This window comes from Bradyrhizobium barranii subsp. barranii (genome assembly GCF_017565645.3).
Classification (GTDB): Bacteria; Pseudomonadota; Alphaproteobacteria; order Rhizobiales; family Xanthobacteraceae; genus Bradyrhizobium; species Bradyrhizobium barranii.
This window is the reverse complement of the sequence record NZ_CP086136.1, coordinates 7,942,313-7,958,076: the sequence shown is the minus strand read 5'-3', so window position 1 is coordinate 7,958,076 and position 15,764 is coordinate 7,942,313. Positions and strand designations below refer to the sequence as shown.

At 64.4% G+C, this 15,764-nt stretch carries 13 protein-coding genes and 1 pseudogene; 9 read left to right on the top strand and 5 right to left on the bottom strand.

Annotated elements, in window-relative coordinates; all coding sequences use genetic code 11:
* Nucleotides 1–30 precede the first annotated feature (30 nt).
* The 3 genes from J4G43_RS38740 to J4G43_RS38730 all read left to right on the top strand — a co-directional run bounded on the left by J4G43_RS38740 (nt 31) and on the right by J4G43_RS38730 (nt 5,247).
* Nucleotides 31–3,675: an AsmA family protein gene (locus J4G43_RS38740; RefSeq protein ID WP_208088144.1), complete on the top strand. Its 3,645-nt coding sequence runs from the start codon at nt 31–33 to the stop codon at nt 3,673–3,675.
* A gap of 199 nt (nt 3,676–3,874) precedes the next feature.
* Nucleotides 3,875–4,993 (top strand): DUF2336 domain-containing protein, encoded by a 1,119-nt coding sequence (locus tag J4G43_RS38735; protein WP_208088143.1) that lies wholly within the window; start codon nt 3,875–3,877, stop codon nt 4,991–4,993.
* Nucleotides 4,994–5,013: 20 nt separating this feature from the next.
* On the top strand, nt 5,014–5,247 hold the full coding sequence (locus J4G43_RS38730) for a hypothetical protein (RefSeq protein WP_208088142.1): 234 nt from the start codon (nt 5,014–5,016) through the stop codon (nt 5,245–5,247).
* Nucleotides 5,248–5,263: 16 nt separating this feature from the next.
* Here the strand turns inward: J4G43_RS38730 and J4G43_RS38725 are convergent, their stop codons facing one another.
* Both J4G43_RS38725 and J4G43_RS38720 read right to left on the bottom strand, forming a co-directional pair.
* Nucleotides 5,264–6,589, bottom strand: a complete 1,326-nt coding sequence (locus J4G43_RS38725) for an MFS transporter (RefSeq protein ID WP_063981599.1) — start codon at nt 6,587–6,589, stop codon at nt 5,264–5,266.
* A gap of 381 nt (nt 6,590–6,970) precedes the next feature.
* Nucleotides 6,971–7,708: a 3-oxoacyl-ACP reductase family protein gene (locus tag J4G43_RS38720; RefSeq protein ID WP_208088141.1), complete on the bottom strand. Its 738-nt coding sequence runs from the start codon at nt 7,706–7,708 to the stop codon at nt 6,971–6,973.
* Between the two features lie 150 nt (nt 7,709–7,858).
* On the opposite strand from J4G43_RS38720, the gene J4G43_RS38715 reads away from it, so the two are divergent.
* The 3 genes from J4G43_RS38715 (at nt 7,859) to J4G43_RS38705 (ending at nt 9,914) form a co-directional block, all read left to right on the top strand.
* Nucleotides 7,859–8,401, top strand: coding sequence for a TetR/AcrR family transcriptional regulator (locus J4G43_RS38715; protein WP_249814689.1), 543 nt, complete (start codon nt 7,859–7,861; stop codon nt 8,399–8,401).
* A 193-nt stretch (nt 8,402–8,594) separates the two neighbouring features.
* A complete protein-coding gene (locus J4G43_RS38710) occupies nt 8,595–9,023 on the top strand; it encodes a universal stress protein (RefSeq protein ID WP_063981602.1) in 429 nt (142 codons plus the stop codon).
* A gap of 399 nt (nt 9,024–9,422) precedes the next feature.
* A complete protein-coding gene (locus tag J4G43_RS38705; RefSeq protein ID WP_208088139.1) occupies nt 9,423–9,914 on the top strand; it encodes a YkgB family protein in 492 nt (163 codons plus the stop codon).
* Between the two features lie 116 nt (nt 9,915–10,030).
* On the opposite strand, the gene J4G43_RS38700 is transcribed toward J4G43_RS38705, so the two are convergent.
* The 3 genes from J4G43_RS38700 to J4G43_RS38690 all read right to left on the bottom strand — a co-directional run bounded on the left by J4G43_RS38700 (nt 10,031) and on the right by J4G43_RS38690 (nt 13,810).
* Nucleotides 10,031–10,528, bottom strand: coding sequence for a GNAT family N-acetyltransferase (locus J4G43_RS38700; RefSeq protein WP_208088138.1), 498 nt, complete (start codon nt 10,526–10,528; stop codon nt 10,031–10,033).
* A gap of 64 nt (nt 10,529–10,592) precedes the next feature.
* On the bottom strand, nt 10,593–12,299 hold the full coding sequence (locus J4G43_RS38695) for an ATP-binding protein (RefSeq protein ID WP_208088137.1): 1,707 nt from the start codon (nt 12,297–12,299) through the stop codon (nt 10,593–10,595).
* Nucleotides 12,296–13,810 (bottom strand): ATPase domain-containing protein, encoded by a 1,515-nt coding sequence (locus J4G43_RS38690; protein ID WP_063981606.1) that lies wholly within the window; start codon nt 13,808–13,810, stop codon nt 12,296–12,298. Before J4G43_RS38690 ends, J4G43_RS38695 begins: the two co-directional genes overlap by 4 nt.
* Before the next feature lie 397 nt (nt 13,811–14,207).
* On the opposite strand from J4G43_RS38690, the gene J4G43_RS38685 reads away from it, so the two are divergent.
* The 3 genes and pseudogenes from J4G43_RS38685 (at nt 14,208) to J4G43_RS38675 (ending at nt 15,672) form a co-directional block, all read left to right on the top strand.
* Nucleotides 14,208–14,474, top strand: a complete 267-nt coding sequence (locus tag J4G43_RS38685; protein WP_063981607.1) for a hypothetical protein — start codon at nt 14,208–14,210, stop codon at nt 14,472–14,474.
* Between the two features lie 164 nt (nt 14,475–14,638).
* Nucleotides 14,639–15,384, top strand: a pseudogene (locus J4G43_RS38680) (outer membrane protein).
* A gap of 138 nt (nt 15,385–15,522) precedes the next feature.
* Nucleotides 15,523–15,672: a hypothetical protein gene (locus J4G43_RS38675; protein WP_208089626.1), complete on the top strand. Its 150-nt coding sequence runs from the start codon at nt 15,523–15,525 to the stop codon at nt 15,670–15,672.
* The last annotated feature ends 92 nt before the right edge of the window (nt 15,673–15,764 follow it).

Sequence of the window (15,764 nt, the reverse complement as noted above, 5' to 3'; positions counted from 1 at the left end):
GCCCGGGCCGGTTTGGCCGAGGGGAGACCCGTGCAGACGACGCTGCTCGGATTGGCGATTGCCTTCATCATTGCGCTGCTGACCGCGCTGATCGGGCCTTACTTCATCGACTGGAACCAGTTCAGGCCCCAGTTCGAGGCGGAGGCGGGCACGATCATGGGCGTGCCGGTGCGGGTGGCGGGCGAGCTGGATGCGCGGCTGCTGCCGGCGCCGACGCTGCGGCTGCGCTCGGTGACCTTCGGCGGCAACAACGATCTCGGCCGCCTGCGCGCCGACAAGCTCGACGTCGAGTTCAGCCTGAGCTCGCTGATGCGCGGCGAATGGCGCGCCACCGAGCTGACCGTCAACGGCATGGCGGTGGATCTCGGCCTGGATGCCAAGGGGCGGGTCGATTTGCCGTCCACCGCGAGCGGCACCTTCAATCTGGCCTCGCTTGCGATCGAACGCCTGAACCTCACCGGCCGCATCGCCCTGCACGATGCCGCCAGCCGCTCGACGCTGGAATTGAACGACATCACCTTTTCCGGCGACGTGCGCTCGCTGGCCGGCTCGGTCCGCGGCGACGGCAGTTTCACCGCCACTGGGGTGCGCTATCCGTTCCGCGTCTCCTCCGGGCCGAGCGCCGACGGCAGCGCCACCCGTCTCCACCTCAACATCGATCCCGGCGAGCGTGCGATCTTGGCCGATCTCGAAGGCGTGCTCGCCTTCGACAACCGCCTGCCGAAATTTGACGGCGCGCTGACGCTCGCCGTGCCCCCGGTCAAGAAGGCGGGCACGGCGGGGCCGACACCCTGGAAGCTCACGGCAAAGCTCAAGGCCGATCCGGCCGGCGCCAAATTCGATCAGATCGATGCGAGCTTCGGCGCCGAGGACAATGCGCTCAAGTTTGGCGGTGTCGGCGATGTCAGGTTCGGCGCCTCGCCGCTGCTGCGCGCGGTGCTGTCGGCGCGCCAGGTCGATGCCGACAAGCTGGCGGGCAAGGACGATGCCGAGCCGCAGCGCGTCCTGCCGGCGCTGCGCGCGGGCCTTGCGGCGATCCCACAGGCGCCGATGCCGGCGCAGATCGAGTTCAACTCCGACCAGATCATGCTGGGCGGGCGTCCGCTCCAGAACATCACGGCGGAGCTTCAGACCGACGGAAGGTCCTGGACTTTCCAGCGGCTCGAGCTGCGCGCACCCGGCATGACGCAGCTCTCGCTCAACGGCGCAACGCCCGGCGCCGACAGTTTTAGCGGCCGTCTCAGCGTCGAGTCGTCCGATCCCGATACGCTGGTGGCGTGGCTCCAGGGTCGCAGCGAGATCAACCGCCGCAGCACGCGGCCGCTGCGCCTTGCTGGCGACGTGACCATCGCCGCCAACCATCTCGCCGTCGACAGGTTGAAGGCCGAGATCGAGGGCGGCGCGGTGGAGGGCCGCATCGCCTTCGTCCAGACCGGCGCGAGCAAGGGCTCGCGGATCGACGCCGAGCTCAAGGCCGACCGTCTCGACCTCGATGCCGCCGCAAGCTTCGTGCGCGCGCTCGCGGGGCCGCAGGGCGAATGGCCGGAGGAAGCCAGGCTCGCGCTCGATGTCGGCCGCGCGATGTCGGCCGGACAGGAGCTGCGGCCGTTCACGGCAAAACTCGGCTACGGCCCGGCGGCGCTGTCGCTGGAACAGTTGCGGTTTGGTCAGGCGAGCGGCGTGACCACCGAAGCGAGCGGCAGCTTCGACCGCGTTCACGCCACCGGCAAGCTCGCGCTGAAATCCTCGGCCAATTCGCTGCGTGAGCTCACCGCCCTGCTCGAGCCGATTGCGCCTTCGGTGCGCGCACGGTTCGACGCCATCCCGTCATTGCCCGGTGCGACGCGGTTGAAGCTCGACCTCAGCCTCGACAAGAACGCCGACCATGCCGATCGCAACGACGCGCGCGCCGTGCTCGATCTCGATGCGCCGCAGCTCAAGGCCACCGCGACGCTGGCCGGGCAGACGCCGGTCGCGGCGGTCAACGGCATCGACATCGACCGCTTGCGCAACAGCGACTTCACGCTGGACTCGAAAATTTCGACGCCGAAGGCGGGCGCATTGCTGGCGCTGCTGGGCCTCGATCGCGTCGCCGCCGCGGGCGAGGGCCCCTCGCAGTTCGAAGGCCGGTTGAGCGGCGCGTGGCGCCGGCCGTTGCAGTTGAACGCAAAGCTCAGTGGCGGCGGGCTGGATGCGGATGCGCAAGGCAGCATCGAATTGTCGGACCCCAATTCGTCCCAGCCGAAGGCCAGCGTGAATTTGCGCGTGCGCAATGCCAATCTGGCGCCGCTGTTCGGGACCAGTCCAACCGACAGATCGGTGCAGAGCGTCAACCTGTCCTCGCGCGTCGGCCTCTCCGGCAACCGCCTGACCTTCGACGATCTCGACAGCAGCGCGGCCGGCTCGCATCTGCGCGGGCATCTCGCGGTGACGCTCGATCAGGAGAAGAGCGTCGATGGCGAAATCGGCCTCGACGCGCTCGATCTTGCGCCGGCGTTCGCAATGGCCATCGGCGCCGCCGGACGTGATGCCGGCGATCCCCTGAGTGCGGGGCTGCTCGGCGGTTGGCGTGGCCGCATCGCCTTCCAGGCTTTACGCGGCACCTTGCCTGACGGCATCGAGCTGCGCCCCGTCGGCGGCACGATCCGTAGCGACGGCCAGTCGCTCGCGCTCGACGCGCTCAAGGGCGGGGTCGGCGGCGGTGAGATGTCGGCGAGCTTCGACGCGCGCAACGGTGCCAATGGCGTTGCGCTGAACGCGCGTATCGAGCTGCGCAATGTCGATGCGGCGGCGCTGCGCTACCGCGATCTCGCATTGCCCAAGGGACGCGCCTCGGTGCAGATGGCCCTGACCAGCCAGGGCCGCAGCGTTGCGGCGTTGACCGGTGCGCTCGCCGGCAATGGCACGGTGACGCTCGAGGCCGCGGAAATCAGCGGCCTCAATCCGCGTGCCTTTGAGATCGCCATCCGCGCCAGCGACGGCGGCCAGGTCGCCGACGACAACAGGCTGCGGCAGCTCGTCGAGCCCGCGCTGTCGGCTGGTGCGATCGCGGTCGCCTCGGCGCAGATCCCGTTCACGATCCGCGACGGGCGCCTGCGCGTCGGCGCGACACCGCTGGAGGCCAAGAACGCGCGGGCCATTGTCTCGGGCGGCTACGACATTCCCGCCGACCAGGCCGACATCCGCGCCAGCCTGACGCCGATCATGACCGGACTTTCGGGCGCGCCGCCGGAGATCCAGTTGTTCGCGGCGGGTCCCCCCGACAGGCTCAACCGCACCGTCGATCTCGCGCCGCTGTCGTCATGGCTCGCGGTGCGCACGATCGATCGCGAGACGCGCCGGCTGGATGCGATCGAGCGCGGCGAGCCGCCGCCGGCGACCGCGGCGCTGCCGACGCTGGTCTCGCCCGATCCGGTGCCCGAGCCGTCGCTGACCGACGTGCCGTTGCCCGGCCGCGATCCGCGCCGCGCGCCGCCGAAGCCAAAGGCCGCGCCGACGCCGAAGGCGCCGCTGGCCGCCCCTGCAGCGCCAAGTCCTCCACTTACAAGCCCGCCGCTCGCGAGCCAGCAGATCGCCCCGCTGCCGCCGCCGATCGAGGTGAGGCCGGCGCCGGGCCCGCCGCCCGCAAAACCCAAGCCGAAGCCACCGCTGGTGCTGACGCCGTCGAATCCGTGAACGCGGCAGCCTGTTCGGCAAGCGCTGGCCCTTGCCCGCCGGTAAACCCATTCCCGCACATTTTAACGAATTTTGCTCGGCAAAACTGATCTGCCGACTTTACTGGATTCTCGCGTTTGATCTCTAGTGTCGGTTCCCAGAGGAATTCGGCGTCCTGCCAGCACAAGCAGGATGGCTAACCAAGAACTGGGGTAACGAGATGAACGGGGCGAAATCGCTTCTGCAGGATCTGGACGACGCGATCGCGCGCGGCACCGACGAGAGCCGGGCGAAGGCGTTGTGGCATGCGACCGACATCCTGATCACCGGCCGCTACAGCGACGACGAGATCAGCATGTTCGGCGAGGTCATCGGGCGGCTCGCCGACGAGATCGAGGTCGCCGCGCGGGCGCAGCTCTCCGAGCTGATGTCGGCCTGCGACCACGCTCCGCTCAATGTCATCGAAAAGCTCGCCCTCGACGACGAGATCGACGTGGCCGGTCCCGTGCTGCGCGACTCCGCTCGTATCGACGAGAAGATGCTGGTCCAGAGCGCCATGACCAAGGGCCAGGCGCATCTGCTTGCGATCGCCCAGCGCAAGTCGATCGGCGAAGCCGTCACCGACGTGCTGGTCAAGCGCGGCGACCAGGCGGTCGTGACCTCCGTCGCAACGAACGAGGGCGCGCGCTTCTCGGGCTCGGGCCTGCTGCACATGGTCCGGCGCGCGGAGGGCGACTCGATCCTCGCCGAGCAGCTCGGCCTGCGCAAGGACGTGCCGCGCCACATCTTCCAGCAGCTCATTTCCAAGGCGTCGGAAGACGTCCGCCGCCGCCTCGAGCACGAGCGGCCCGAGATGATGGCGCAGATCCAGAGCTCGGTGACCGACGTCACCGGCGATCTGCAGTCCAAGTTCGGTCCGTCCTCGCGCAGCTATTTCGTCGCCAAGCGCGTGGTGACGACGCAGTACCGCCAGGGCAACCTCAACCAGGACTCGATCTCGAACTATGCGCGCCAGCACCGTTTCGACGAGGTGCAGATCGGTCTGTCGCTGTTGTCGTCGCTTCCGGTCGACGTGATCGAGCGCGCGATGATGGACCGCAATCGCGAGATACTTCTGGTGCTGTGCAAGGCGCTCGACTTCTCGTGGGACACGACCATGTCGCTGCTGTTCCTCGGCGCCAAGGATCATCTGATCACGGCGCGCGAGCTTCATGACAGCGAGCGCGAGTTCGGCAAGCTCAAGATCGAGACGTCGCGCAGCATTCTGAAGTTCTACCAGTCGCGCAAGACCGGCGCGGGTGCCGATACGGGCCGTCAGCCCGAACTCCAGGTGCACTGAGCCAGAGGGGAGTATTTGCCATGTTGCCTCAATTCGGCACCGCAATTCGCAAGAACAAGAGCCCGCCCGTCGATGCCGGCGGTTCGGCTCCCGAGAAGGCTTCCGTCGACGCCGCCTGGCTCGTGCTGGAAGCCGCCAACGATCTCGGCGATCACGCCGCGATAGCGGCCTGCCGCCGCGTCATCGACGCCGAGCTCAACGGCACGGTTGCCGGCAGCGCGGATATCGATCTCGTGCTCGGCTATTTCAGGTAGCGATGATCACCAGCGTCTAGTGCGCCATCGCGATTTCGCCGGACACTTGCTCGCGCCTTGCATCGATGCGTAGCAGCACGACAACGACTGCGCCCACCAGCGCGCAACCCGCCAGCAACAGAAGACCTGCGGTAAAACTGCCGGTTAAATCCTTCAGGTAGCCCATTGCGTAAGGACCGGCGAAACCGGAAAGATTTCCAAGCGAGTTGATCGCGGCGATGCCGGCGGCAGCCGATGCTCCCGTTAGAAAGCTCGCCGGCAGCGGCCAAAACATCGGGGGGACCGCGGAGACGCCGATCTGTGCGAAGCAAAGCAATGCCATGACAAGGACGGAGTTGGAAACGAGACCTGCCACTCCGATGCCCACCGCTGCCATCAACAGTGCCGCGGCGACGTGACCCTTTCGTTCCATGGTCCGATCGGAATGACGACCAAGCAGCACCATGCCCGCGGCCCCGAAAATAAAGGGCAGCGCTGCGAGCAAGCCGGTCTGGGTATCGCTGACGCCAAAACCCTTGATGATGGTCGGCAGGAAGAACGCCACGCCGTAACTTGCAGCATTCAGGCAGAAGTACACCAGAGCGCACAACAAAATGCGGTAATCGGTGAGCGCCTGACCCAATGACAGGTGTTCGACCTTCTCCTTGTTTCGCTTCTCGGTGGCCTGCACGTCTTCCAGCCAGGCAATCTCGTCTTGTTGCAGCCAGCGGGCCTGGCGCGGAAAATCGGTCAGATAGAGCAGGACGCAGATGCCTACCACGACCGACGGCAGCGCCTCGAGAATGAACAGCCACTGCCAGCCTTCCAATCCCCAACCGGTCACGCCGAGCAGAAGTCCGGAGATGGGCGACCCGATGATGGACGAAATCGGGATCGCCAGCATGAACAGGCTGATGACCCGAGCCCGGTAAACCGCCGGGAACCACAGGGTCAGATAGAAGATGATGCCCGGAAAGAATCCCGCCTCGCAGGCGCCGAGCAGCAACCGAAGAGAGTAGAAGACGCCCGTCGTCGGTATTCCCGTTGCTGCCGATATCGATGGGATGAATGCGAAGGCCGCCGAGACGATCCCCCACGTAATCATGATGCGGGCGATCCAGACGCGCGCGCCGACTCGTTCCAGGAAGATGTTGGAGGGGACTTCAAACAGGAAATACCCGACGAAGAACAAGCCCGCGCCCAGTCCGAACGCCGCTTCACTTAAACCCAGCGCCTGGTTCATGTGCAGCTTGGCAAAGCCGACATTGACGCGGTCAAGATAGGCCACGAAATAGCAGACGATCAGGAACGGTATAAGCCGCCACATAACCTTGCCAATGACACGCTTCTCGACGTCTTGCATGGCAAGGCCTCCCGCTTGATCACCGGAACCCGCTCAACATCTGGGCGGCGTTGCGAAACAATGACGGGTGCGAACGATGAGTGCAAACGGCATTTTGACGTTCAAGCCAAAGTGACAGTCGTGCTGTCATGCTCGAAGCTGGACGAGAGACGAAGCACGCGACACGCTCCATCTAACGCTCGGGGGCGGCCGAGGCATCGGCCGCCCGCCATGATGATCGCGAACATCATCTTATTTTGCCATCGCCGTCCTGGCCGACTTGATCCTCGCCTTGGCGGCATCGCGTTTGAAGCTCGCGCCTTTCCGCGTCGGCGGAAGCTCGATCGCAGTCATGGCCAGCTTCTCAACCTCCTGTTGGACGAACGCGAAGCGCCAGAATGTCTAGGCATTCGCGCCGCCGTCGACGGTCAAGGTCGAGCCGGTGATGTATTTTGCCTTCGCGCTCGCCAGGAATGCCACGGCATTCGCGATGTCATCCGTCGCACCATACCGGCCCAGTGCCATGAACTGTTTCAGCGTCTCCGCGGTCGGGCCGTGCGCCGGATTCATGTCGGTGTCGATCGAGCCCGGTGCCACGAGGTTGACCGTGACGTCCCTCGGGCCAAGCTCCCGCGCCAGCGCCTTGGTGAATGCGGTTAGCGCCGACTTCGACGCCGCGTACACGCCGAGCGCCGGCGAGGGCACGCGGTCCGCAAAATAGCTGCCGATGGTGATGATGCGGCCGCCCTTGCCAAGGTGCGGCAGCGCGGCCTTGCTCGCGGCGATCGGCGAACGCACGTTGACGTTCAGCAGCGCGTCGATGTCGGCGAGCGAGATGTCGTTGAGGCCGCCCAGTCGCAGAATGCCGGCGTTGTTGACGAGAATATCGAGCCCGCCCAGCTCCTTGACGGTCTTGTCGACCGAAGCCTGAACGGCGGCGACATCGGCGCTGTCGGCCTGGATCGCTACGGCTTTCCGGCCCGTCGCCTTGATCGCGTCCACGACCTTGGCGGCGCTCTCCGCAGACTTCTCGTAAGTAATCGCGACATCGGCGCCTTCCGCGGCCAGCGCTTTTGCAATGCCTGCACCGATACCCCTGCTTGCGCCCGTCACCAGGGCCCGTTTTCCTGCCAGTGTCATGTGATCTCTCCAATTCTGTAATGATCGACACAGAATATGTGGAGTCTTGATTGCCGCGGTCAAGTGAATTATGTGTTGATCATTACAGAAAGACGGGCGATGGCAGGTCGGCCACGGGAATTTGATCGCGACGCGGCGTTGGAGGCCGCCATGCTGCTGTTTTGGCGCAAGGGCTTTGCGGCAGCCTCCATGCATGACCTCTGCGACGCCATGGGCGTCAGCTCGCCCAGCCTCTATGCGGCCTTCGAAAGCAAGGAGGCACTCTACCTTGCCGCGATCGAGCATTACGTCGAGACCCAGGGCCAGCCGGTCTGGGACCGGCTTGCGGAAGGCGCGACCGCGCGCGCCGGCATCGAGAATCTGCTGATCCGGGCGGCCGAGACCCTGCCGAAATCCCGGAGAGCGCCGGCCGGCTGCATGGCCGTGCTGGGCGCCGTCAGCGACGAATGGCCGGCAACGATTGCCCGCGAGATCAAGAAGGCCCGGCTCGACATGCTCGGCAATTTGCGCGGGCGGCTGGAGGCTGCGGTCGCGAGCGGCGAACTGCCTGCCGCAACCGACATCGATGCGCTGAGCCGGTTCTACCTCAGCGTCTTCGAAGGCATGGCGATCCAGGCCAAGGACGACGCGACGCCTGAGGAGTTGAGAGGCGTAGCGAAGGCGGCCATGGCGATGTGGCCGGGCGAGCGGTAGCTCGCGGCCTGTACGATGGGTAGAGCGCAGCGAGACCCATCGTTCCATCCAGGCGTGTTGATGGGTTTCGCTCCGCTCTATCCATCCTACGAGCTGGGCCGAGAGATTGATCTATCTCAAGACCGTATCCGAAACGCGGGCCCAGCTTACCTTCGGAAGGCAGCGATACGTCCAGACAGGCGGGAGGTGAAGCATGTACCGGCATATTCTCATTCCGACAGATGGGTCGGAGCTAGCGGAGCACGGCGTGGCGCATGGGTTGGCGCTGGCGAAATCCCTTGGAGCCAAGGTATCTCTAATCTTCGTTGTGGAGCCGTTTTCAGAAATGACAGGGCGGTTCCGTGAAGCAGTCGCAACATATGCCGAGCTGCGCAAGGAACAGGCCACGAGCGCGTTGGATCGCGCGGCAAATGCGGCCAAGGAGGCCGGCGTTTCCTGCGAACCGATTCAAGTGGAGAACGGGCAACCCCATCAAGCCATCATCGCAGCAGCCGAGAATAAAGGTTGCGATCTCATCGTGATGTCATCCCATGGCCGCAGCGGACTCTCCATGCTTCTCATCGGTAGCGTGACAAACAAGGTGCTGGCACAGGCGAAAACTCCCGTACTGATTTGTCCGTGAATGTGCGGATCTGCTGACAGAGTTCTCGCTCGCCGCGAGGACTAGAAAACTCAACGGCCGCATAAACCGCCTTGTCTGCTTTCGTCATCTGCGGGCCTTACCTGCCGGTCAGGCCTTGTCGGCCCGGCACCCGGGTAGCCGGTGACAGTGCACTTAACTCGAAGCAGGGGACCCCGTGCGCATCAATTGAATGCACTGTCACCGCAATTGCGGCGACGGCTAGAGCCTGTCGATCCGAAATGCGCGAGTCTCGACCGCGGCGCGAACACGCGCGTTGCACGCAGCTGTGATCGTGGAACCCCGCCGCGGATGTAACGACAGACGCTCCCCTCCGAATAGCCCGTAGCGGACGCTTCGTTCGCCAACAGATGGATGCGCAATCCGGGGAGAAATCGTCGCATGATGGGATTCAACGTCGCGGAGAATGGTGGAGGCTCTTATCGTCCGCTCGCCATTCTGCGCTGGGTCATGGTGGTCATATTCGTATCGTTTGGAATGCAGAAATTCACACTGCAATCCGCACAGGGTATCGCCCAGTTCATCAGCCACAGCCCGTTCATCTCCTGGCTGTCGGTATTCGGCCTGAGGGGAGAGGCCTATGTTCTCGGTGTCGCCGAATTCGTGATCGCGGCGCTGCTCGTGGCCGGCAGCTTCAGTCCGGTCTTGTCGGCGCTGGGTTCGTTCATGGGCATGATGACCTTCGCGATCACGTGGTCGTTCTTCTTCACGACGCCGGGCGTCGTCACATGGAGCCTGTCAACCGATCCGATGGCGTGGAATCTGGCCGGCGAGTTCCTGTTCAAGGACATCGTCCTGCTGTGTGTTTGCGCGGTGTTGTTTCTCGCCTCGTTGCCGCAATCGGTTGTCCGGCTCCGCACCGGCGGAGCCTAAAGCGGCTTTGCGATAGCCCGTAGGACGGGGAGAGCACAGCGAAACCCATCACGCTTCAACGCGCCCGGAAGCAAGGATGGGTTTCGCTTCGCTCTACCCATCCTGCGAGACGCATCTCACCGCCGAGCGCGGTAAATCACGACATCATTGCCATGACGCGTCGTGCTCTTCTCGAGGATGTAATTGGCCTTCTCCAGCACGCGGCGGGATGCGCCGTTGCTGACATAGACAAGGCCGATGAGAGACGGCAGTTCGTGGTGCGACAGCCCAATTTCCGTCAGCGCGATTGCGACCTCGCTCGCAAATCCGCGGCCCCAGAACTCGCGCTTGAATGCGTAGGCAATCTCGATCTCGTCGATGTCGTCCACGAGGATGTGCCGGATGCCCGCTCGCCCGGCGAAGGCGCCGTCCTTCGTTCGCAGTACCCACAGCCCAAAACCGTGCTGGTCCCAATGCGCCATGTTGGTCGCGAGATAGGTCTTGGTGACCTCGGGTGCACGCACGCCGCCGAGATAGCGGGACACCTCGGCATCGAGATGCAGCGTGACGAGGTCGTCGAGGTGGTCTTCGCGAAGCCTCTCGGCGGTCAATCTGTCGGTGCTGAAGCGGTCCATGGAGACTGATAGCCGCTTTGGAGGCCGGTCGTCGATCGCTTTCGCGATGCGACACCGCACGCCATTAGCAGCGGCTGGACCGCTTGGACTCCATGTCGCGCCCGGGTTCTGACTTGGCCGCGCTGAGCGCCGCGGCCAGCTCGTCGATATGGTAGGGTTTCGGCAGAATCTGCAGACCCGCCAATTCGGCGTCTTGAACTGCGGCTTCGGAGTATCCGCTGGTCAGAAGCACGGGGATGTCGCTTCGCCTTCTCTTGATTTCCCGCGCCAGCTCGACCCCATTCATGCCGCCGGGCATCATGATATCGGAAAAGACGAGGTCGACGGCGCGGCCGTCGGCCAGGGCACCGAGCGCGGCCGCGCCACTCGCCGCGTGCGTGACCTCGTAACCGAGCTGGCCCAGCATCTCGCTCACCAGCGCGGCAACCTCGTCATCGTCCTCGACCAGAAGGATTCGGCCGTGATTGCTCTTCTTCGGCCGCACCACGTTGAGATCGATCAGGTGTCGCTCCCTGGAAGGAATGCTGAGCGATCGCGGCAAATAGAGTTCGATGCTGGTGCCTCGGCCGACTTCCGATCGAATGCGGACCGTCCCCCGCGACTGCGTCGCGAATCCATGAACCTGGGCAAGCCCGAGCCCCGAGCCCTTGCCGACCTCCTTGGTCGTGAAGAACGGCTCGAAAACGCGTGACAGGATCTCCGGACTCATGCCGACACCGGTATCGACGACGGACAGGCGCACATAGTCCCCGGCGATCTGCTCGTCATTCAGATCGGGCAGATTTTCCCCGCGCACGAGGATCGTGCCGCCATTGGGCATGGCGTCGCGCGCGTTGACGGCGAGATTGAGGATCACGAGTTCGAGCTCGCCGGGATCGACCTCCACCGGCCAGAGCGTGTCCGGAAAATCGAACTCGACATGGACGTCGCCTCTCAGGCTTCGATCGAGCAGTTCGCGCATGCCGCCCATCTGCGAGGCGACATCGACGGGCTCCGGCCGGAGCGTCTGCCGGCGGGAGAACGCGAGAAGCTGCCTGGTCAGGCTGGCCCCGCGCTGGGCGGCCTGGACCATCCCGTCCATGAGCCGGCGGCGACGGTCTGGATCGGTCTGACGGTCGAGCATGTCGAGGCCGCCGGAGATCACCATCAGCAGATTGTTGAAGTCGTGCGCCACCCCGCCGGTCAGCTGTCCGATGGCTTCGATCTTCTGGGCTTGCCGAAGCGTCTCCTCGACCCGGGCCCGCTCGTCGATCTCGACGCGCAGTTGCTCGACGGCTTCCGCAAGGGCCCGCGTGCGCTCGACCACCAGCGTCTCGAGCTCCTGAGCCGCCTGTTCGCGCGCCGCAAACAGGGCCCGGATTTCATATTGGCGCCGCCGCGCGCGCAGTGCCGATTGAACGGCGCTGGTCAGCGTCATTGGCTGAACCGGCCGCTCGAGCAGCGAGACGTTACGGAGAAGCGCGACAATGCTGCGGCGCCAGGCGAGGACGGCCGGCTGCTCGCGATGGCTGGTCAGGACGACGAAGGGCAGGTCGGACCAGGGCGGCTGGCTCTCGATCCATTGTGCCAGCGGCGAGGTGTCTTTCCCGAACAGAGCTTCCTCGGCAAGGAAAACGGCGCCGACGCCGGCTGCCATCTCGCTGACGAGTTCGGGCAGACTGCGGCAGCTGGTCGCTTCCAGGTGCGAACTCCGAAACAACTCAACGGAGGCAAGTCCGTCGCGCCCGATCGGAGCAAAGACGAGAACATGGTGATCTCGCTCAACGCTCATTCAACCGACCCTTCGGGCTTAGGTGCCCCGGTATAATGCGGATTGCCGGAAAAGATGCCGCTGAACTCCCTCAGGGGCGGGCCGAGCGTGATGCCGGCGCTGCTAAGCCGAAATTCCCGGATGGTATGCTCGTGTCGGCCGCTGCGCTTCTTGACGACAGACAGAGCGCGCCGCACCGTTCCGCCGACCTCGAAATAGCGCAGCATGACCACGGAATCGCTGAGATAGCTGATGTCGAGAGGCGTATCCATCGGACCGACGAGGCCATGCTGGGCGAGGACCAGGATGGTCAGCACACCCTGCTGCCCCAGGTAGCTCAAGAGTTCGTGCATCTGCAGGATGAGAAATCGCTCGTCGGGCATCGCGGCCAGATAGCCGTTCAGACTGTCGATGATGACGAGACGGGCATTGTCGGCCTCGACGCTCTTTCGCACGTTTGCGGCGAACTCACCCGGCGACAGCTCGGCGGGATCGATCTGCTGAAACCGGACAAGCCCCGAATCGACGTGTTCTTGCAGGTGCAGGCCAAGTGTCCGGGCGCGCGCTTCGACCGTGCCGCGGCCTTCATCGAACGCGAAGAACACCGCGTGCTCGCCACGTTCGGCCGCCGCGATCGCGTAGGTGAGCGCAACCGATGATTTGCCGACGCCGGCGGCGCCGATGAGCAGCGCATTGGTGCCGCGCTCGAGGCCGCCTCCCAGGAGCTGGTCGAGCTCGGCGTTGCCGCTCGGGGTGAAGTCGCCGACGAAGGTCTTGTGATGTTCGGCCGCCACCAGGCGGGGGAATATCTGCAGGCCGCCTCGCTCGATCGTGAAATCGTGAAACCCGCCGCGAAACCGGATGCCGCGCATCTTGATCACGCGGAGCCGGCGCCGCTCGGCGCCGTAATCGATCGCGACCTGTTCGAGCATCACCACGCCGTGCGCAATGGAATGGAGCTGCAAATCGTCCTGAGATGACGAAAGATCGTCGAGCAGGACCACTGTGCAATTGCGGTTGGTGAAAAAATGTTTCAGGGCCAGCACCTGGCGCCTGTAACGAAGCGGGTTCTGGGCAAGCAGGCGCAGTTCGGACAGGCTGTCGAGCACGACGCGGTTGGGATTGACCCGCTCGACTTCCCTGAAGATCAGGCCGGTCGTCTCGCTCAGCTCCATTTCGGCGGGATGAAACACCGTGAGCTCGCGCTCCGGATCGAGCGTCGTCTCCGGCGGAACCAGTTCGAAGATGTCGATGCCGTCCAGCGTCCAGCCGTGCCGCTGCGCCACGACGTCCAGCTCGCGCTTGGTTTCGGACAGCGAAATATAGAGCACGCGCTCTCCGTCCCGCACCCCCCTCAGCAGGAACTGAAGCGCGATGGTGGTCTTGCCCGTGCCGGGCTGCCCCTCGTAGAGATACATCCGGTTGGCGTCGAAGCCGCCACCCAGGATGTCGTCCAGCCCGGCGCTGCCGGTCGATATTCTGGACAGCTCTCGGGGCGCACTGTCCGTAACAGTGCTGGATGGACTGCTCATTGATCCCCTTTGACGCTTCGAGAGAAGGGCGCCACCGCCCCTGCGCGAGTCCCAGGGCTCGCGCCCGGTTAAGCCGAACGGCCTTGGAACGAACTCTCAGATCGGCGCCGGGTTCCCTGCTGATGGGGTGGCGGTCGGCCCTGATCACGGCGCCGATCCAGCCCGAAGACGGTATCGCATCGCCATTCGCGGGACGGAGAAGGTCGGGAGCCGGATGTCACTGAAGCCGATGATGCCATCGTGCTCCTGTGTTGCCCGACGGGTCAACCGACCCTCAGTTCGCGACCCGGCGCGTCAAGCGTTCGCAGTCAAGTCGCTGCTTGATCTGAATCAAACAGGCGGATGACAGCCGCACCACAACGCGAGTCCAGGGACTGGTGACATGTTGGTGTGCGCAATGAGTCCGACCTGGTACGTCACCTTCGAAGTGCAACGGCGAGGCGTTCTGCCGAGACAACGAAGTCCGCGCGAGACGAAGACCTTCGCGACTGAGCATGAAGCCAAGCTGTTTGCGCGCGCCAAGCGCGATGAGGGACTTTCCGTCTTTGCAGGCACGATCAACCCGCACCTGCCGAAGCGGGTGATCCCATCCTCCGGCATCGGCGCGTGGCTTGCTGACGAACAGGACGGTGCTGGAGCGCACGGCACTTCAAAGACTGACTAAGCACTCTTCTGTGCACAGCGATGGCGTTTGAGTGTTGCCATTTTGGTACGGGCCAGGAATCCCCTCGCGCATAGACTTCAGGCTGTTCGCAGCACTTATGCACGCCAGCCTGCATAAGGGCTCGCTTTTATGACGGACGAGATTTGAGCAAAGGGGATGAGACGATGAAAAAGCTTTCGATCGCGGCGATCGGCTTCGCGGCGCTGAGCATGGCGCCTCCGGCCATGGCGGCCGATATGGCCGTCAAGGCGCCGCCGCCGGCACCGATGATGGCGGTTTACAATTGGACCGGATTTATATCGGCGCCAACGGAGGCTGGGGGCAGAGCCACGGTTGCGTGGATTTGATAACGCCCGCAGGCAACGTCGCAAGTGGTTGCGCCGATCGCTCCGGAGGCCTCGTCGGCGGACAGATCGGGTATCGCTGGCAGACCAATCAGTTCGTGCTCGGCCTGGAAGCCCAGGGTGATTGGGCCGAGATCAAGAACACACGCGTCAGTTTGATCGATCCGTTGATCTCGACCACGGGCAAGACCGATGCGATCGGGCTGTTCACGGCTCAGCTCGGTTGGGCATGGAACGCCTCATTGCTCTACGTGAAGGGCGGCGCCGCCGTGACGCGCAATCGCTTTGACATCTTCAACAATGTCACCGGCGTCGGCCTCGCCTCGGCGGGTCACACGCGCTGGGGCGGTGCTCTGGGTGTCGGCTGGGAGTATGGCTTCACCCCGAACTGGACGGTCGGTGTCGAATACGACCACCTCTGGATGGGGCGTGACAACACCTCCTTCGCAGGCGTGGTCACACCCGGTGGGTTCACCCTCACCGGCAGCGGAGTCACTCAGGATATCGACATGGTCACGGTTCGCGTGAACTATCGCTTCGGCGGTTACGGCGCGCCGCGCTATTGATCCAAAGTCCTCCCAGTGAACTTAGGCCCCGGCATCGACCGGGGCCTTTTTCATGGGGAGCGAAAGAAAGCGCGCGGATGTCCGGCATCGATTCCTGCGGTCGAGCGCGGAGAGCTGCTTCCTGTCGAGCAGGACGACGTGACGCTGGTTGTTGTCGATGAAGCCGATGATGGCCCCTGGACCTATGGCTACAGTGGCTGGTCCGATTACGCCGCGCGCAACGGCATCGGCTGCACGCCAGGCGCGCTCGTCAAGGGCGGCAACGGCATCATGTATGTTTGCCAGTAATGATGAGGCACCGGAGGCGGCCTCGCGCCGCCTCCATTTGATTTGTTGATTTTGGTTCGGACCGAACGCGTCCAGTCGTGTGGTGGCGCAGT

Excerpts from the sequence above, each read along its gene's own strand:
- J4G43_RS38700 (WP_208088138.1), bottom strand. The coding sequence starts at position 10,528 with ATGGACCGCTTCAGCACCGACAGATTGACCGCCGAGAGGCTTCGCGAA.
- J4G43_RS38690 (WP_063981606.1), bottom strand. The coding sequence starts at position 13,810 with ATGAGCAGTCCATCCAGCACTGTTACGGACAGTGCGCCCCGAGAGCTG.
- J4G43_RS38685 (WP_063981607.1), top strand. The coding sequence starts at position 14,208 with ATGAGTCCGACCTGGTACGTCACCTTCGAAGTGCAACGGCGAGGCGTT.
- J4G43_RS38725 (WP_063981599.1), bottom strand. The coding sequence starts at position 6,589 with ATGCAAGACGTCGAGAAGCGTGTCATTGGCAAGGTTATGTGGCGGCTT.
- J4G43_RS38715 (WP_249814689.1), top strand. The coding sequence starts at position 7,859 with ATGCTGCTGTTTTGGCGCAAGGGCTTTGCGGCAGCCTCCATGCATGAC.
- J4G43_RS38705 (WP_208088139.1), top strand. The coding sequence starts at position 9,423 with ATGATGGGATTCAACGTCGCGGAGAATGGTGGAGGCTCTTATCGTCCG.
- J4G43_RS38695 (WP_208088137.1), bottom strand. The coding sequence starts at position 12,299 with ATGAGCGTTGAGCGAGATCACCATGTTCTCGTCTTTGCTCCGATCGGG.
- J4G43_RS38735 (WP_208088143.1), top strand. The coding sequence starts at position 3,875 with ATGAACGGGGCGAAATCGCTTCTGCAGGATCTGGACGACGCGATCGCG.
- J4G43_RS38710 (WP_063981602.1), top strand. The coding sequence starts at position 8,595 with ATGTACCGGCATATTCTCATTCCGACAGATGGGTCGGAGCTAGCGGAG.
- J4G43_RS38730 (WP_208088142.1), top strand. The coding sequence starts at position 5,014 with ATGTTGCCTCAATTCGGCACCGCAATTCGCAAGAACAAGAGCCCGCCC.
- J4G43_RS38720 (WP_208088141.1), bottom strand. The coding sequence starts at position 7,708 with ATGACACTGGCAGGAAAACGGGCCCTGGTGACGGGCGCAAGCAGGGGT.